This is a genomic window from Gammaproteobacteria bacterium, assembly GCA_009838035.1.
GTDB lineage: Bacteria > Pseudomonadota > Gammaproteobacteria > Steroidobacterales > Foliamicaceae > Foliamicus.
On sequence record VXSK01000017.1, the window covers coordinates 104,297 to 122,030 of the forward strand.

Sequence of the window (17,734 nt, forward strand, 5' to 3'; positions counted from 1 at the left end):
CATTTCGTACTAAGGCTTTCCAACTACATGCTAATCATAATGCCCCAACACTCCCGGAAGGGAGGGGTGATTGAACGGCGGGATCGAAGCGCGAACTAGCCCGTCAAGGAAGCGGGACGCGCGTCCGGTTGCCGGCGCGCGCGGCGGACGCGGGACCACCGACTCAGGTCACCGCCGATCGCCATGACGCAGGGCACGTAAACCAGCACCAGCGGCGGCGCCAGCGCCAGACCGAACACCAGCGTGATCGCCAGCGGCTGCACAAGCTGCGCCTGAAGGCTGCCTTCGAACAGGATGGGCGTAACGCCCACGATCGTCGTCATGCTGGTCATCAGCACCGGCCGCAAGCGCTCCTGCGCGCCGTGCAGCAGCGCATCCATCAGCGGTTCGCCTTCGTCGCGATGGCGCTGCACCGCCGAAACCAGGATGATCGAGTCGTTCACCAGCACGCCGGCCAGCCCCAGCAGCGCGACCAGGCTGAACATGCTCAGGTTGAAGCCGAACGCCAGGTGGCCCAGGATCGCCCCCACCAGGCCGAAGGGGATCACGCTCATCACGACCAGCGGCATTGCATAGCGGGCGAACACCCAGGCCAGCACGATGTAGATGCTGCCCAGGGCCACCATCGCCGCCATCTGGAAGTCCTCCAGCGCCATCTGCTGCTGCTCGGCGCGCCCGAGGAAATTGATCGCGACGCCGTATTGTTCCCGTATCGTGCGCATGACGCCCTGTTCCTGCATGGCGCGAATCACCTGCCCGCTGGTCGTCATGGTGGGATTGATGTCGGCCGACACCGTGACCTGGCGCACGCCGTCGGTGCGCCGGATCTGGGAGAAGCCCACCCGCTGGCGCAGATCGACGACTTCGGTCAGCGGCGCCTCCACGCCCGAGCGGGACCTGAGGTAGAGACTGCGCAGGCCGGCCTCGCCCGGTCCCGCTTCCGGCAGCTTCACCAGCACCCGCAATTCTTCCTCGTCGCGCGGGACCCGGTCGGCCAGCGCCCCTTCGTAGGCGTTGCGCACCTGGCGCGCGACCTCGGCCGCGCTGAATCCCATGGCTTCTCCGGCCGGCGTGATCTCCAGCAGGACTTCCTGCTTGCCGCGCGGCAGGTCGTCGTCCACGGAGTCCACGCCCGGCACCGCCGACAGCCATCCGGCCGCATAGACGGCGGCCGCCTTCATGTCCTCCAGGCTGGCGCCGGAAAGGCTCAGTTCCACGTCATTGCCCGGCGGCCCCGCCACCTGCCGGGAAAAGAAAATCAGTTTCTCGACTCCCGGAGAACGCGTGATCTCGCGCTTCCATGCCTCGATGAACGCCTCGTTGCGCACCTCGCGCGTATCGCCGGGCGCCAGTTCGATCGTGTAGACGCCCAGGTGGTCGGCGCTGACCTCCAGCGGCGCGTTGCCCACGCCGGGGTCGCGCGTGGCCACCGAGCCCACGCCGAAGTAGATCAATTCGCCGGGCGCATAGCCGAGGCTGCGCTCGGCGGCGCGCGAGGATCTGCCGAGTTCGGCCACCATGATTTCGGACTCCCGCCGCGGAGCGCCGGGGGTGAAGGAGAAATTGGCGAACACCAGGTCGGACTCCGGCGCCGGGAAGAAGTCGAAACCCAGTCTTCCGGTGGCCATCATGGTGATCGACAGAAGGAACAGGCACACGGCAGTAGTGACGCTGGCGTAGCGTTGCCGCAGGGCAGTCTGAAGCATTCGCGTGAACGCGCCCTGGCGGAAACGTGCGAAGCCCTCGTCGAAGCGGATGCGCCAGGGCGCCGGCTTGCCCTGCTTGGTCAAGGCGGTGCGCAGGTGCATGGGCAGGACCAGGAAGCACTCCACCAGGCTGGCCGCAATCACGAAGCCCAGCGTGAGCGGCAGTTCCTTGACGACGCTGCCGACTTCCTCCTGGACCAGCAGTATCGGCAGGAATGCCGCCAGCGTGGTGAGCGATGCGGCCAGGACCGGCGGGAACATGACGCGCGCCGCCCGCTCGGCCGCCTTGCCTCCGGGCACGCCGGAGTTGTAGAGGGTGCCGGCGTGTTCGGACACGACGATCGCGTCGTCCACGATGATGCCGATGCCCATGATCAGCGCGAACATGCTGATCATGTTGAGGCTCAGACCGATGGCCGCCATGCCGGCCATCGCCGCGAGGAAGGAGATCGGGATGCCGATGGCGACCCAGAACGCCGGCCGGCCGCCCAGGAACACGTAGAGCACCGCCAGCACCAGCAGCAGCCCGCCGGCGCCGTTGACCAGCAGCATGTTCACGCGCTGGGTCACCTGGTCGGCGAAGACGTCGAACAGTTCCACCTTGAGGCTGGCGGGAGCGGTGGCGCGGAATTCGTCCAGGTACGACTCCACCCCCTGCTGCGCCAGCATCGAATCCACGCCGCGGCTGCGCCTGACGTTCATGTTGATCGAGGCATGCTCTCCGACCCGCCGCTCCACTTCGCCGTCGGCCGCGGTTTCGTGGATCCGCGCGATATCCTTCAGTTGAAGCCGTTCGCCGGACTCGTTGGAAAGGACCTCCAGTTCGCCGAGTTCGCCTGCCGTGCGGGCCCGCCGCTCGCTGCGGATCTGGCGCGAGATGCGGTCGGTATCCAGCGTCCCGCCGGGCAGGTCGAGGCTGGAGCGCGCGATGCGCTGGGCAATTTCGTCCAGCGTCAGGTCAAGCCGCCGCAGGGTCTCCGCGGGCACTTCCACCCTGAGTTCGCTCTTGCGCAGGCCGCTCATGCGGATCGAACTGACGCCCCGCTGCAGCAGGGCGTTGCGGATTTCCCAGGCGTACGCCTTCAGCGCGCTCTCCGTGAACGGGCCGGAAATCTCGATATTGCAGATGACCTCGGTGGGCGTCAGCAGCCGGACTATGGGCCGTTCCATTTCCTGCGGGAAGGTCGCCACCCGCGCCACCGACGACTGCACGTCGGTGAGGGCCTTGGCCATGTTGCTGCCGTAATCGAAATCCAGCTGGACCACGGCGCGTCCCTCGAAGGAGGTGGCGTAGACCCGGTCCAGGTTGTCCAGAAGCATGAACTCGCGTTCCATGGGCTCGATAACGTTCGACTCGATGTCCTGGGTGCTGGCGCCGGGCCAGGTGATGTCGATCTGGATCTGTTCCAGCGTGAAATCGGGCATGAGCTGGCGGTTGAGCTGGGTCAGGCCAAGCAGCCCGAACAGGATCATCAGCGCCATCAGCAAGTTGCCGGCCACTTTGTGGCGGGCGAAGAAAACGAGCATGCGGTTGGCGGCCATGCCGGCTCGGCCCGATTACTCGACGACGACCGCGCGGGCGTTCTCGCCGGCTTCGCGGAGCTGCGTGATCACGACCTGCTCGCCGTCGGCGAGTGCGTTCTCCGGCGCCTTGCCCAGCAGCATCAATTCGCCGTCGTAGCCGTGCAGTTCGACGCGCCGGGACTTCAGCAGGCCGTTCTCGACCACGAAAACCCGGTCCTCGCCGTACAGCGCGGTCTCCGGTATCGCCGCGACCGCGGGATAGAGCCGGTCGTCGAGTTCGATGCGCACGAAGGCGCCGGGCCGAAGCGGGGTGTCGATCGAGGTGTCGAGCAATTCCGCGAAAACCCGCACGCCGCCGCTGGCCGCGGCGATCTCGCCGCCCAGCCGTTCGATGCGCGCGCCGAATTCCAGTTCGACTTCGCCGACCTTCCAGAAGATCCGCGCCGCCCGGCCCATCAGGCTGCCCTCGGACATCAGCCGCCCGTACTGCTCGTTGGAAAGCGGGAATCCCACCTCCAGCGAAGCCGGATCGACGATGCGCGCCACGCGGTCCGAAGTGGACAGCTGTTTGCCCAGGTTGGCGTTCACGTCCACCAGCACGCCGTCATAGGGCGCGACCAGCCGGGTGTCGCGCAAGTCCCGCTCGGCCCGCCGGGCGGCCGCCCTGCTGCGCTCCAGGCCGGCGCGCGCCATTTCCAGTTCCAGCTCCGCGGTGTCCCGCTGCTGGGCCGAGACGTTGCCCTCGGCGTAGAGCGCCTGGATGCGCTCCATGTCCTGCTCCTTCAGGCGCAACTGCGCTTCGGCCTCGGCCGCGGCGGCGCTCTGCTCCGCCAGCGCGATCTCGTAGTCGAACGGATCGACGCGCACCAGCAGTTCGCCCTCTTCCACCCGGGCGCCTTCCCGGAAGTTCTCCCCGACCACAGCGATCGGCCCCGGCGTGAGGGCCCGGAGTTCGCTCTCGCGTCCGGCGACGATTTCGCCGTAGAGTTCGAGCACCGGGCGCAGGTCCTGGAAGCGGGCGACGGCGACCCGCACCGGCCACCGGATTTCCGCCTGCTCCACCGGCGCCATGCTGGGGCGCGTGATTACCAGCAGGGCGATGAGTCCGGCAGTGATCATCGCGATCAGCAGCGGAAGGGTTATGCGTCGCATGGGGCCTTATTTTCCACCATATCCACGGTGAAAATTCGACAATCGCCGCCCGGCGGATTCCAGCCCCGCCTTTCGGCGTGGTCCGGACTATGCGTGGGTTGACTCGATAAAACTGTTGTGAGATGATGGGCCGTTACGTCCACGGAGGGGTACCCAAGCGGTCAACGGGGGCAGACTGTAAATCTGCTGGCTCAGCCTTCGTAGGTTCGAATCCTACCCCCTCCATTTGCGAGGTGGTGGCTCCCCTGGATCTCTTGAGTACCCGGCCGGGAATGGACACAACAGGGCTTGCGGAGCATTGCGGGCGTAGTTCAATGGTAGAACCTCAGCCTTCCAAGCTGATGATGTGGGTTCAATTCCCATCGTCCGCTCCAATCGGAAGGGGGTATACGTCGCCCACATAGCTCAGTCGGTAGAGCACTTCCTTGGTAAGGAAGAGGTCACCGGTTCAAGTCCGGTTGTGGGCTTTTTTTGCAACCTGATCAACACGCTACGCGCGGGCGCGCGCGATCCGGAAAGGAGAAGTCATGGCCAAGGCGAAATTTGAGCGTACCAAGCCGCACGTGAACGTGGGGACGATTGGTCACGTGGATCATGGGAAGACGACGTTGACGGCGGCGTTGACGAAGATCATGGCGGCGAGTCACGGTGGTGAGGTCAAGGCGTTTGACGAGATTGACAATGCGCCGGAGGAGCGCGAGCGCGGGATCACGATTGCGACGGCGCACGTGGAGTATGAGAGCGACAATCGTCACTATGCGCACGTGGACTGTCCGGGTCATGCGGACTATGTGAAGAACATGATCACGGGCGCGGCGCAGATGGACGGTGCGGTGCTGGTGGTGAGCGCGGCGGACGGTCCGATGCCGCAGACGCGCGAGCATATCTTGCTGGCCCGCCAGGTGGGCGTTCCCTATATCGTCGTGTATCTGAACAAGTCCGACATGGTTGACGACGAGGAGCTGCTGGAGCTGGTCGAGCTGGAAGTCAGGGATTTGCTTTCGCAGTATGACTTTCCGGGCGACGACACGCCGGTGATCGTGGGCAGCGCGTTGCAGGCGCTGGAGGGCCAGGAGGGCGACCGCGGCGTCGGCAGCGTGCGTGCCTTGGTCGAGGCCATGGACAGCTATATCCCCGAGCCCGAGCGGGCCATTGACGGTGCCTTTTTGATGCCGATCGAGGACGTGTTCTCGATTGCCGGGCGGGGCACCGTGGTGACCGGGAGAGTGGAGCGCGGCGTGGTCAAGGTGGGCGAGGAGGTCGAGATCGTGGGGATCAAGGACACCTCGAAGACCACCTGCACCGGAGTCGAGATGTTCCGCAAGCTTTTGGACGAGGGACAGGCGGGCGACAACGTGGGCGTATTGCTTCGTGGCGTGAAGCGCACCGAGGTCGAAAGAGGCCAGGTGTTGTCGCGTCCCGGTTCGATCACGCCGCACACCCGGTTCAACGCCGAGGTGTATGTCTTGACCAAGGAGGAGGGCGGCCGACACACGCCGTTTTTCAAGGGGTATCGCCCGCAGTTTTATTTTCGGACCACGGACGTGACGGGTGCGGTGAAGTTGCCCCAGGACATGGAGATGGTGATGCCGGGCGACAACGTGCGCATGGAGGTGGACCTGATTGCGCCGATCGCGATGGAGGACGGTCTGCGCTTTGCGATTCGCGAAGGCGGCCGCACCGTCGGCGCCGGCGTGGTCGCGAGCGTGGTTGAATAGGCGGCGCTTCGAAAACATTGAAACACAACAGGCCAGTAGCTCAATTTGGCAGAGCAGCGGTCTCCAAAACCGCAGGTTGGGGGTTCGAGTCCCTCCTGGCCTGCCAGCAAACCAACGCATGACAGGCGATGAAAGACAACAACCCCATCAAGACCGGCAGATCCTCCGACATGGCGTGGACGCTGATCGCCGCGCTGTTGCTGGTGGCCGGGGTCTACGCCTACTACGCCTTCGAGGAACTGCCGGTCTTCGTGCGTTTGGCCGGCGTGCTGGTGAGCCTGGCGCTGGCCGCCGTGGTCCTGCTCAGGACCTCCCGCGGCCAGAACGCCTGGCAGTTCGTCCAGAGCGCGCGCGCCGAACTGCGCAAGGTGGTCTGGCCCAACCGCCAGGAAACCATGCAGACCACCGCCACCGTGCTGGTCATCGTGCTGATTCTGTGCGTGTTCTTCTGGCTGCTGGACATGGGCCTGGCCGCCATCACCCGCCAGCTGACCGGCGGCTGAGAGAGGGATAGGGCGCCATGCACTGGTACATCGTCCAGTCGTACTCCAACTACGAGGAGAAGGTGAAGGCCGCCCTCCAGGAGCGCATCGAGCGCGAAAACATGCAGGACAAGTTCGGCCGCGTGATGGTGCCCACCGAGGAAGTCGTGGAAATGCGCGACGGTCAGAAGCGCCGGTCCTCGCGACGGTTCTTCCCGGGCTACGTGCTGGTGGAAATGGACCTTGACGAGAGCTCCTGGTACCTGGTCAACAGCGTTCCGCGGGTGCTCGGCTTCGTGGGAGGCACCAGCGAGCATCCCGAGCCGATCACCGACGAGGAGGCCGACCGCATCCTGCAGCAGGTCGAGGAAGGCTCCGAGAAGCCGCGTCCCAAGGTGTTGTACGAACCCGGCGAAGTGGTGCGGGTCGTCGATGGGCCGTTCAACGACTTCAACGGCGTGGTCGAGCAGGTCAACTACGAAAAGAACCGGCTTCGGGTGGCGGTGCAGATACTCGGCCGCTCCACGCCGGTCGATCTCAGTTTCGGTCAGGTGCGCAAGGCATAGGGAGGGCGGTAGGTTATGGCGAAGAACGTAATGACAGTGGTCAAGATGCAGGTCGGGGCCGGGCAGGCCAGCCCCAGTCCGCCGGTCGGCCCGGCGCTGGGCCAGCACGGCGTGAACCTGATGGAGTTCTGCAAGGCCTTCAACGCCCAGACCGCCAACCAGGAGCCCGGCATGACCACGCCCGTCGTGGTCACGATCTACAACGACCGCAGCTTCACCTTCATCACCAAGACCCCGCCGGCCGCCGTGCTCCTGCGCCGCGCCGCCGGCGTGGACAAGGGCAGCGGCGTGCCCAACCTGGAAAAGGTGGGCGAGGTGACCCGCGCCCAGCTCGAGGAAATCGTGCGCACCAAGGATCCGGACCTCACCGCCGCCGACATGGACGCCGCCGTGCGCACCATCGCCGGCACCGCGCGCAGCATGGGGCTGACCGTGGCCGGAGGGGAGGTTTAGCCATGGGCCGCTTGAGCAAGAGACAGAAGGCCATGCGCGAGACGTCGGGACGCCGGGACCCGCTGCCCATCGACGAGGCCATCCGCGTCGTGCGAGAGAGCGTGCCGGCGAAGTTCGGCGAATCGGTGGACGTGGCCGTGAACCTCAACGTCGATCCGCGCAAGGCCGACCAGATCGTGCGCGGTTCCACCGTGCTGCCGCACGGACTGGGCAAGGAAATCCGGGTGGCCGTGTTCGCCGATGGCGAAGCCGCCGAGGCCGCCGTGGAAGCGGGCGCCGACGCCGTGGGCCTCAGCGACCTGGCCGACGAAATCAAGGGCGGCAAGATCGAACACGACGTGTATATCGCCGCGCCCAGCGCCATGCGGGTCGTGGGTGCGCTCGGCAAGGTGCTGGGCCCGCGCGGGCTGATGCCCAACCCCAAGTCCGGCACCGTGACGCCCAATGTGGGCGAGGCGGTCCGCAACGCCAAGGCCGGCCAGGTGCGCTACCGCACCGACAAGTCCGGGATCATCCACTGCTCGATCGGCAAGAAGAATTTCAGCCAGGAAGCCATCCTCGAAAACCTTACGGCGCTTTTGAACGAACTGGTAAAGGCCAAGCCGCCCGCGGCCAAGGGCGTTTACATGCAGCGCATCACCCTGTCCTCCACGATGGGACCGGGCGTGCGCATCGACCAGTCGAGCATAAAGCTGCAATAGCGATCACGGAAAGCGAAGTCATGCCTCTTAACCTTCAACAGAAGAAAGAGCTGGTCGAAGACCTGCGTTCCGCCGCCGAGGGCGCGGTGGTTTCGGCGGCGGCCGACTACCGTGGCCTGAACGTCAAGGAAATGACCGACCTGAGGCGCCGGGCGCGCGGCGCCGGCGTGACGTTGCGCGTGGTCAAGAACACGCTGTCGCGGCGCGCGGTAAAGGACACGCCCTGCGAGAGCCTCACCGAGGCGCTGAACGGCCCCACGCTGCTGGCGTTCTCGGATGACGACCCCGGTTCGATCGCCAGACTTTTCAAGGACTTCGCCAAACAGCACGAGGCGCTTCAACCGCGCGGCTTCGTGCTCGACGGCGTGCTGTATTCCGGCGATCAAACCGACCGGATCGCCACTTTGCCGACGCTGGACGAGGCGCGCGCGAAGTTTCTGGGCGCGCTCAAGGCGCCGATGCAGAAACTGGTCGCCACCATCGCCGAGCCGCAGGCGCGCCTGGCGCGGCTGCTGGCCGCGCGGCAGGAACAAGCGGAAGCCGAATGAGCCGGCTTTTGCATATCCACTATCGATTCATTCCCCCAAGGAGCAAGCCATGACCGCAGGAAGAGCAGAAATCCGCGAAGCACTGGGCAAGATGCCGGTGCTTGAACTGGTAGAACTGATCAAGGAACTCGAGGAAGAGTGGGGCGTCAGCGCGGCCGCGGCCGTCGTTGCCGGTCCCGCCGCGGGCCCGGCCGAGGAGGCCGCCGCCGAGGAGGAGCAGACCGAATTCACGGTCGTGCTGCAAGGCTTCGGCGAGTCCAAGGTCAAGGTCATCAAGGCCCTGCGTTCGCTGACCACCCTCGGTCTCAAGGAGGCCAAGGACCTGGTCGAGAGCGCTCCCGCTCCCGTATCCGAAGGCGTGTCGAAAGAAGACGCCGAGAAATTCAAGACCACGCTCGAAGAAGCCGGCGCCACGGTAGAAGTCAAGTAGTTGGGCATTCGCCGGCCCACTGGAGCGAGGGCGTCCCGCCCTCCCGCCGCTATGTACGACTTTCGCGCCCGCCAATCTAAGGATTAACCACGTATGACCTATAGCTATACCGAAAAGAAACGTATCCGCAAGAGCTTCGGGAAGAGCTCCACCGTGCTGGAGGTGCCGTACCTGCTGGCGATGCAGCGCGACAGTTACGCGCAGTTCCTGCAGGAGGACACCCCCCCGCCCGAGCGCGAGAACGTGGGCCTGCATTCCGTTTTCTCGCAGATATTTCCGATCGAGAGCTACACGGGCAACGTCGAACTGCAGTACGTGAGCTACAGCCTCGGCGAACCGCCCTTCGACGAGGAGGAGTGCCGGCTGCGCGGCGCCACCTACGCCGCCCCCTTCAACCTGATGGTGCGCCTGGTCATCTTCGACCGCGGCGCCACCCGCGCTGTCAAGGAGATCCGCGAGCAGCAGGTCTATCTGGGCGAGATTCCGCTGATGACCGGGCACTGCAGCTTCATCATCAACGGCACCGACCGGGTCATCGTTTCCCAGTTGCACCGTTCCCCGGGCGTGTTCTTCGACCACGACCGCGGCAAGACCCATTCGTCCGGCAAGCTGCTGCACAACGCCCGCGTGATTCCCTACCGCGGCTCCTGGCTGGACTTCGAGTTCGACGCCAAGGACTGCGTCTTTACCCGCATCGACCGCAAGAAGAAGATCCCGGCCACGGTGCTGCTCCGGGCCATGGAATTCTCCACCGAAGAAATACTCGGCCTGTTCTTCGAGCGCGACGAGTACCGCATCGACAAGAAGGGCAAGGTGAAGATGCGCCTGGAGGCGGCGCGCCTTCGGGGCCTGACCGCGCGCTTCGACATCGTCGTGGGCGGCGAACAGATCGCACCCATGGACCGCCGCATCACCCAGCGCCACGTGCGGATGCTGGAGAAATCGCGGCTGAAATGGCTGGAGCTGCCGAATCTGCCCAGGTACGACGAAAACGGCGATGCCGCCACCGGCGCCGAGGACGAGGACGACGCCCACCCGCTGATCGGGGAAACCCTGGCCTGCGACGTGGTGGATACCGAGACCGGCGAAGTGCTGGCCCAGGCCAACGACGAGATCACCCACGAGATCCTGCGCAGCCTGATCGCCCACGGCATCGGCAAGATCGAGACCATTTACGTCAATGAGCTGGAGCACGGTCCGTACATATCCTCCACGCTGCGGGTGGACGAGACCCGCAACCGCGACATGGCCTTGGTCGAGATCTACAAGATGATGCGGCCCGGCGAGCCTCCCACCCAGGAAGCGGCCAAGAACCTGTTCCACAACCTGTTCTTCAGCCCGGACCGCTACGACCTCTCGCGCGTCGGCCGGATGAAGTTCAACCGCCGCGTGGGCCGCGAGGAGACCACCGGCAGTTCGATCCTGAGTCCGGAAGACATCGTGGAGGTGTTGCGCGTGCTGCTGAGCATCCGCAACGGCAAGGACAACGTCGACGACATCGATCACCTCGGCAACCGCCGCGTGCGCTGCGTGGGCGAAATGGCCGAGAACGCCCTGCGCCAGGGTCTGGCGCGGGTCGAGCGGGCGGTCAAGGAGCGCCTGTCCATGGCCGAGAGCGACGGCCTGATGCCGCAGGAGATGATCAACGCCAAGCCGGTATCGGCGGCCATCAAGGAGTTCTTCGGTTCGAACCAGCTTTCGCAGTTCATGGACCAGAACAACCCGCTGGCCGAAACCACCCACAAGCGGCGGGTCTCGGCGCTGGGCGCCGGCGGCCTGACCCGCGAGCGGGCCGGCTTCGAGGTGCGCGACGTGCATCCCACCCACTACGGCCGGGTGTGCCCGATCGAGACCCCGGAAGGTCCGAACATCGGCCTGATCAATTCGCTGGCGGTCTATGCGCGCACGAACGAATACGGCATCCTGGAAACGCCGTACCGGCGCGTCACCGACGGCAAGGTCACGAACACCATCGACTACCTGTCGGCCATCGAGGAAGGCCAGTACGTGATCGCCCAGGCCAACGCCAGGCTCACAGGCGAGGGCGGGTTCACGCAGCCGCTGGTGCGGGTGCGCTACCGCAACGAATCCACGCTGATGCCGCGCGAGCGCATCCAGTACATGGACGTCTCGCCGCGCCAGACGGTGTCGGTGGCCGCCGCGCTGATTCCCTTCCTCGAGCACGGCGACGCCAACCGCGCGCTGATGGGCTCGAACATGCAACGCCAGGCCGTGCCCACGCTTCGGGCCGAACCGCCGCTGGTCGGCACCGGCATGGAGCGGGCGGTGGCGATCGATTCAGGGTCCTGCACCGTGGCGCGCCGTTCCGGCGTCGTGGACTACCTGGATTCCTCGCGCATCGTCGTGCGCGTGGAGCAGGAGGACGCCGGGGCCGACGAGCCGGGCGTGGACATCTACAACCTGGTGAAATACCAGCGCACCAATCAGAACACCTGCATGAACCAGCGCCCGCAGGTGCGCAAGGGCGACCGGGTCGAGGCCGGCGACGTGCTGGCGGACGGCGCCGCCACCAGCCTGGGCGAGCTGGCCCTGGGCCAGAACCTGCTGGTGGCCTTCATGCCCTGGAACGGCTACAACTTCGAGGACTCCATCCTCATTTCCGAGCGCCTGGTGCACGAGGACCGCTTCACCAGCATCCACATCGAGGAACTGACCTGCATGGCGCGCGACACCAAGCTCGGCGCCGAGGAGATCACCGCCGACATCCCCAACGTGGGCGAGGCGGCGCTGGCCAAGCTGGACGAGTCCGGCATCGCCTTCATCGGTGCGGAAGTGAAGGCCGGCGACATCCTGGTCGGCAAGGTCACCCCCAAGGGCGAGACCCAGTTCACGCCCGAGGAGAAACTGCTGCGCGCGATCTTCGGCGAGAAGGCTTCCGACATCAAGGACACGTCGCTCAGGGTCCCGGCCGGCATGGACGGCACGGTGATCGACGTGCGCGTGTTCACCCGCGAGGGCGTGGAGAAGGACAAGCGCGCGCTGGCCAACGAGGACCAGGAGCTGGCCGGCGTCAAGAAGGACCTGGACGACCAGCGCCGGATCATCGAGGAAGACCTGTTCCAGCGCGTGCGCGAACTGATCGAGGGCAAGATGGCAGACGGCGGACCGGAAGGCTTCAAGCCCGGCAAGGTCACGCCCAGGAAGCTTGAGACCCTGCCGCGCGATCAGTGGTTCGAGATCAGCATGCGCGCCCGCAAGCTCAACGAGAACCTCGAACGCGCCCGCGAGCGGCTGCAGCAGATCCGCGAGGAGATGGATAGCCGTTTCACCGAGAAGGCCCGCAAGATCACGGCCGGCGACGAACTGGCCGCCGGCGTGCGCAAGATGGTCAAGGTGTACATGGCCGTCAAGCGCCGGGTGCAGCCCGGCGACAAGGTGGCCGGACGCCACGGCAACAAGGGCGTGATCTCCACGATCGTGCCGGTGGAGGACATGCCGTACCTGGACGACGGCACCCCGGTGGACATGGTGCTCAATCCCCTGGGCGTGCCGTCGCGCATGAACACGGGACAGATTCTCGAGTGCCATCTCGGCTGGGCGGCCAAGGCCCTGGGCCTGCAGCTCGGCGAGCTGATCTCGCAGGACGGCAGGAAGGGCACCCTGCGCGAAACGCTGGAGAAGATCTACGACTATTCCGGCACGGGCAGCGGCCAGAGCGTCGAGTCGCTCGAAGACGACGATCTTGCCGACCTGGCCAACAACCTGGCCAACGGCGTGACCATGGCCACGCCGGTGTTCGACGGCGCCACCGAGGCCGAGATCAAGGACATGCTCAAGCTGGCGGAACTGCCGGAGTCGGGGCAGACCACTCTGTATGACGGGCGCACGGGGCAGGCCTTCGACCGCGAGGTGACGGTCGGCTACATGTACATGCTCAAGCTCAACCACCTGGTGGACGACAAGATGCATGCCCGCTCCACCGGCCCGTATAGCCTCGTGACCCAGCAGCCGCTGGGCGGCAAGGCCCAGTTCGGCGGACAGCGTTTCGGCGAAATGGAGGTGTGGGCGCTGGAAGCCTACGGCGCGGCGCACACGCTGCAGGAGATGCTCACCGTCAAGTCCGACGACCAGTCCGGCCGCAGCCGGATGTTCAAGAGCATCGTGGATGGACGCCACCGGGTGGAGGCCGGCATGCCGGAATCCTTCAACGTCCTGGTGAAGGAGATCCGAGCGCTCGGCATCAACGTGGAGCTCACCCGCAACTGATGTTTATCAATACAGACACACGAAGGAGCGATGCATGAGAGAAATCACTCGCATGGCCCAGGCCGCCCCCGGATTCGAAGACTTCGATTCCATCACCATCGGACTCGCGTCCCCCGAGATGATCAAGTCGTGGTCGTGGGGCGAAGTACGCAAGCCCGAAACCATCAACTACCGGACCTTCAAGCCCGAGCGCGACGGCCTTTTCTGCGCCCGCATCTTCGGCCCCCTGAAGGACTTCGAGTGCATATGCGGCAAGTACAAGCGCCTCAAGCACCGCGGCGTGATCTGCGAGAAGTGCGGCGTGGAAGTGCGCGAAGCCCGGGTGCGCCGCGAGCGCATGGGCCACATCGACCTGGCCACGCCGGTCGCGCATATCTGGTTTTTGAAGTCGCTGCCCTCGCGCATCGGGCTGATGCTCGACATGACCATGCACGAGATCGAGCGGGTGCTGTATTTCGAGGCATTCGTCGTGACCGACCCCGGCGACACCGACCTGGAACAGGGCCAGCTCCTGACCGAGGAACTCAAGCGCGAGGCGCTGGAGATGTACGGCCCCACCTTCGAGGCCGAGATGGGCGCCGCGGCGATCCGCAAGCTGCTGCGCCAGGTGGACCTCGATGAAGCCATCGAAAAGGTGCACGGCGAAATCGACGCCACCGGTTCGGAAACCAAGATCAAGCGCCTTACCAAGCGGCTCAAGCTGCTCAAGGCCTTCCGGGATTCCGGCAACCGGCCGGAGTGGATGGTCCTGACCCGACTGGCGGTGCTGCCGCCGGAACTGCGGCCGCTGGTGCCGCTGGAGGGCGGGCGTTTCGCCACCTCCGACCTGAACGACCTCTACCGCCGGGTCATCAACCGCAACAACCGCTTGCGCCGGCTGCTCGACCTCAACGCGCCGGAGATCATCGTGCGCAACGAAAAGCGCATGCTCCAGGAAGCCGTCGACGCGCTGCTGGACAACGGCCGCCGCGGCCGAGCATTCACCGGCAGCAAGAAACGCGCGCTCAAGTCGCTGGCCGACATGATCAAGGGCAAGCAGGGCCGCTTCCGCCAGAACCTGCTGGGCAAGCGCGTGGACTACTCGGGCCGCTCGGTCATCGTGGTGGGCCCCACGCTCAAGCTGCACCAGTGCGGCCTGCCCAAGAAGATGGCGCTGGAGCTGTTCAAGCCCTTCGTGCTGTCGAAGCTTCAGGTGTTCACCGAGGCCACCTCGGTGAAGGCCGCGCGCCGCCTGATCGAGCGCGAGGAGCCGATCGTCTGGGATTTCCTCGAAGAGGTGATCCGCGAGCACCCGGTGCTCCTGAACCGCGCGCCCACCCTGCATCGCCTCGGCATCCAGGCCTTCGAACCCTTGCTGATCGAGGGCAAGGCCATTCAGCTCCACCCGCTGGTCTGCACCGCCTTCAACGCCGACTTCGACGGCGACCAGATGGCCGTGCACGTGCCGCTGTCGCTGGAGGCGCAGCTCGAGGCCCGCGCCCTGATGATGGCCTCGAACAACATCCTGTCGCCGGCCAACGGCGAGCCGGTGATCGTTCCCTCGCAGGACGTGGTGCTGGGCATTTACTACATGACCAGCAAGCGCATCAACGCGCGCGGCGAGGGCATGGTGTTCAGCGGCCGCGACGAGGTGCACCGCGCCTACGAAACCGGCGCCGCCGACCTGCACGCCGCGGTCAAGCTGCGCGCCGGCGGCGAGCTGATCGAGACCACGGTGGGCCGCGCCCTGCTCGGCGCGCTGCTGCCGGAGGAACTCGACTTCGAGCTGATCAACCGCACGATGAACAAGCGCGAGATCGGCCAGCTCATCAACGCCTGCTATCGCCAGGCCGGCCTCAAGAAGACCGTGGTCTTCGCCGACCGCCTGATGTACATGGGCTTCCAGTTCGCGACTTCGGCCGGAATCTCCATCGGAATCAACGACATGGAGGTGCCCGAGAACAAGCCGGAAATCCTGGCCGAGGCCGAGGAGAAGGTCAAGGAAATCCAGGACCAGCACGCGCAGGGCCTGGTGACGGACGGCGAGCGCTACAACAAGGTCGTCGACATCTGGTCGCACACCAGCGACCGCCTGGCGCGGGTCATGATGGACAACCTCGGAACCGAGCAGGTCACCGACGCCTCCGGCGAGGAGGTCACGCAGAAGTCGTTCAACTCGATCTTCATGATGGCCGACTCCGGGGCCCGCGGCTCGGCGGCGCAGATGCGCCAGCTGGCCGGAATGCGCGGCCTGATGGCCAAGCCCGACGGCTCGATCATCGAGACGCCGATTACCGCCAACTTCCGCGAAGGCCTGGACGTGCTCCAGTACTTCAACTCCACCCACGGCGCCCGCAAGGGCCTGGCCGACACGGCGCTGAAGACCGCCAACTCCGGCTACCTGACCCGGCGTCTCGTGGACGTGGCGCAGGACCTGGTCGTGACCGAGGAGGACTGCGGGACCACCGGCGGCCTGGTGATGGAAGCGGTGCTGGACGGCACCGAGCAGATCCAGTCGCTCACTGACCGGATCCTCGGCCGCGCCACCGCCCGGCCGATCGTTTCGCCGGCCAGCGGCGAGGAACTGATCGGCGCCGGCGAACTGCTGGACGAGAAGCTCGCGGCGCTCATCGAGGAACACGGCGTCGAGCGGGTCACCGTGCGTTCGCCGATCACCTGCGAGACCCGCTTCGGCGTGTGCCGCAGCTGTTACGGGCGCGACCTGGCCCGCGGCAAGTGGGTGAACATCGGCGAGTCGGTGGGCGTAATCGCCGCCCAGTCGATCGGCGAGCCCGGCACACAGCTCACGATGCGCACCTTCCACATCGGCGGCGCCGCGTCCAGGACCGGCGCGCGCAGCAGCATCGAGGTCAGGCGCGACGGCGTGGTTCGGCTGCAGAACCTCAAGACCCTCAAGCACAAGAAGGAAAAGCGCCTGGTGGCGGTGAGCAACACCGGAGAACTGGCGCTGGTGGACGCCGACGGGCGGGCGCTGGAGCGCCACAAGGTCAGCTACGGCGCATCCATCCTCGTGAAGGACGGCGCCAAGGTGAAGGCCGGCCAGACCGTGGCCACCTGGGACCCGCACAACCGGCCGATCATTTCCGAAGTGGTGGGCTGGATCGAGTTCGAGGACCTGCTGGAAGGCATTACGGTGGAGGAGCGCATCGACGAGTTCACCGGCCTTTCGACCGTGGCGGTGCTGGAGCGCCGCCGCCGGCCCTCGTCGGGCGCCGACAAGGAGCCGCGGATCCGCCTGACCGACAAGGACGGCGCCGTGCTGCACTTCAGCGGCACCGACGCGCCGGTGGAGCACAAGATGCCGGAAGGTTCGGTGCTCGACCCCATGCTGGCCGCGGCCTGGCAGAAGTCCCGCGGTATGGAGGAAGGCGGCTCGAAGGCGTCCGGAAAGCTCAAGGTGGAGACCGGCGACGTGCTCGCCCGCGTTCCCGCCAGCGAGGCCAAGTCGATCGACATCACCGGCGGCCTGCCGAGGGTGGCGGACCTGTTCGAGGCCCGCAAGCCGCGCGAGGCCGCGATCCTCGCAGAGCACCGCGGCGTGGTCAGCTTCGGCCAGGACACCAAGGGCAAGCGCCGGTTGATCATCGCCGACGAACAGGGCGAGGAAGTCAAGATGCTGGTGCCCAAGGACCGCCCGCTGAACGTGTTCGGCGGCGAGCGCGTGGAAACCGGCGAGATGATCGCCGACGGCGAGCCCAACGTCCACGACATCCTGAGGCTGCGCGGCGTGCAGGCCATGGCCGAGTACCTGGTGGGCGAGATCCAGGCCGTGTACCGGCTGCAGGGCGTGCGCATCAACGACAAGCACATCGAGGTGATCATCCGCCAGATGCTCAAGCGCGTCGAAGTGATCGACCCCGGCGAGACCGGGCTGCTCAAGCGCGAGCAGCTCGAGCGTTCGCAAGTCGTCGAGATCAACGAGAACGCGGAACAAGAGGACAAGACGCTCGCCACCCACCGGCCGTTGCTGCTGGGCATCACAAAGGCGTCGCTGGCGACCCGCTCGTTCATTTCCGCGGCGTCGTTCCAGGAGACCACCCGGGTTCTGACCGAGGCTGCCGTGATCGGCATGCGCGACGAACTCAAGGGCCTGAAAGAGAACGTGATCGTCGGCCGGCTGATCCCTGCCGGCACCGGCTTCCACTATCACCAGGAGCGCGTGCGCCGGCGCGAGAAGCGCCTCGAGATCGAGGCCGCCGAAGCCGCCGAGGCCGAATTCGCCACCAT

At 65.9% G+C, this 17,734-nt stretch carries 11 protein-coding genes and 4 tRNA genes; 13 read left to right on the forward strand and 2 right to left on the reverse strand.

Features of this window, described 5'->3' with window-relative positions; all coding sequences use genetic code 11:
• Window positions 1-95 precede the first annotated feature (95 nt).
• Both F4Y72_08140 and F4Y72_08145 read right to left on the reverse strand, forming a co-directional pair.
• Window positions 96-3,248: an efflux RND transporter permease subunit gene (locus tag F4Y72_08140; GenBank protein ID MXZ28264.1), complete on the reverse strand. Its 3,153-nt coding sequence runs from the start codon at window positions 3,246-3,248 to the stop codon at window positions 96-98.
• A 15-nt stretch (window positions 3,249-3,263) separates the two neighbouring features.
• Window positions 3,264-4,382 (reverse strand): efflux RND transporter periplasmic adaptor subunit, encoded by a 1,119-nt coding sequence (locus F4Y72_08145; GenBank protein MXZ28265.1) that lies wholly within the window; start codon window positions 4,380-4,382, stop codon window positions 3,264-3,266.
• A gap of 143 nt (window positions 4,383-4,525) precedes the next feature.
• On the opposite strand from F4Y72_08145, the gene F4Y72_08150 reads away from it, so the two are divergent.
• The 13 genes from F4Y72_08150 to rpoC form a co-directional block, all read left to right on the forward strand.
• Window positions 4,526-4,607, forward strand: a tRNA-Tyr gene (locus tag F4Y72_08150).
• Window positions 4,608-4,682: 75 nt separating this feature from the next.
• Window positions 4,683-4,756: transfer RNA gene (locus tag F4Y72_08155), tRNA-Gly, on the forward strand.
• A gap of 20 nt (window positions 4,757-4,776) precedes the next feature.
• A tRNA-Thr gene (locus F4Y72_08160) sits at window positions 4,777-4,849 on the forward strand.
• 60 nt (window positions 4,850-4,909) lie between these two features.
• Window positions 4,910-6,100 (forward strand): elongation factor Tu, encoded by a 1,191-nt coding sequence (gene tuf / locus F4Y72_08165; GenBank protein ID MXZ28266.1) that lies wholly within the window; start codon window positions 4,910-4,912, stop codon window positions 6,098-6,100.
• 29 nt (window positions 6,101-6,129) lie between these two features.
• Window positions 6,130-6,206: transfer RNA gene (locus F4Y72_08170), tRNA-Trp, on the forward strand.
• 64 nt (window positions 6,207-6,270) lie between these two features.
• The gene (secE, locus tag F4Y72_08175; protein ID MXZ28267.1) at window positions 6,271-6,603 is read left to right on the forward strand and encodes a preprotein translocase subunit SecE; all 333 of its coding nucleotides are present in this window, start codon (window positions 6,271-6,273) and stop codon (window positions 6,601-6,603) included.
• Window positions 6,604-6,620: 17 nt separating this feature from the next.
• On the forward strand, window positions 6,621-7,148 hold the full coding sequence (nusG, locus tag F4Y72_08180) for a transcription termination/antitermination protein NusG (GenBank protein ID MXZ28268.1): 528 nt from the start codon (window positions 6,621-6,623) through the stop codon (window positions 7,146-7,148).
• 15 nt (window positions 7,149-7,163) lie between these two features.
• Window positions 7,164-7,601, forward strand: a complete 438-nt coding sequence (gene rplK, locus F4Y72_08185; protein ID MXZ28269.1) for a 50S ribosomal protein L11 — start codon at window positions 7,164-7,166, stop codon at window positions 7,599-7,601.
• A gap of 2 nt (window positions 7,602-7,603) precedes the next feature.
• Entirely contained in the window at window positions 7,604-8,302 is a 699-nt protein-coding gene (rplA, locus tag F4Y72_08190) for a 50S ribosomal protein L1 (GenBank protein ID MXZ28270.1), read from the forward strand.
• Window positions 8,303-8,322: 20 nt separating this feature from the next.
• Window positions 8,323-8,850, forward strand: a complete 528-nt coding sequence (locus F4Y72_08195) for a 50S ribosomal protein L10 (protein ID MXZ28271.1) — start codon at window positions 8,323-8,325, stop codon at window positions 8,848-8,850.
• A 49-nt stretch (window positions 8,851-8,899) separates the two neighbouring features.
• Window positions 8,900-9,280 carry a 50S ribosomal protein L7/L12 gene (locus F4Y72_08200; protein MXZ28272.1) on the forward strand — a complete coding sequence of 127 codons (381 nt, stop codon included), beginning with the start codon at window positions 8,900-8,902 and terminating at the stop codon, window positions 9,278-9,280.
• Between the two features lie 93 nt (window positions 9,281-9,373).
• A complete protein-coding gene (gene rpoB, locus F4Y72_08205; protein ID MXZ28273.1) occupies window positions 9,374-13,507 on the forward strand; it encodes a DNA-directed RNA polymerase subunit beta in 4,134 nt (1,377 codons plus the stop codon).
• Window positions 13,508-13,541: 34 nt separating this feature from the next.
• The coding region (gene rpoC / locus F4Y72_08210) for a DNA-directed RNA polymerase subunit beta' (GenBank protein ID MXZ28274.1) at window positions 13,542-17,734 on the forward strand (4,193 nt) is incomplete at its 3' end.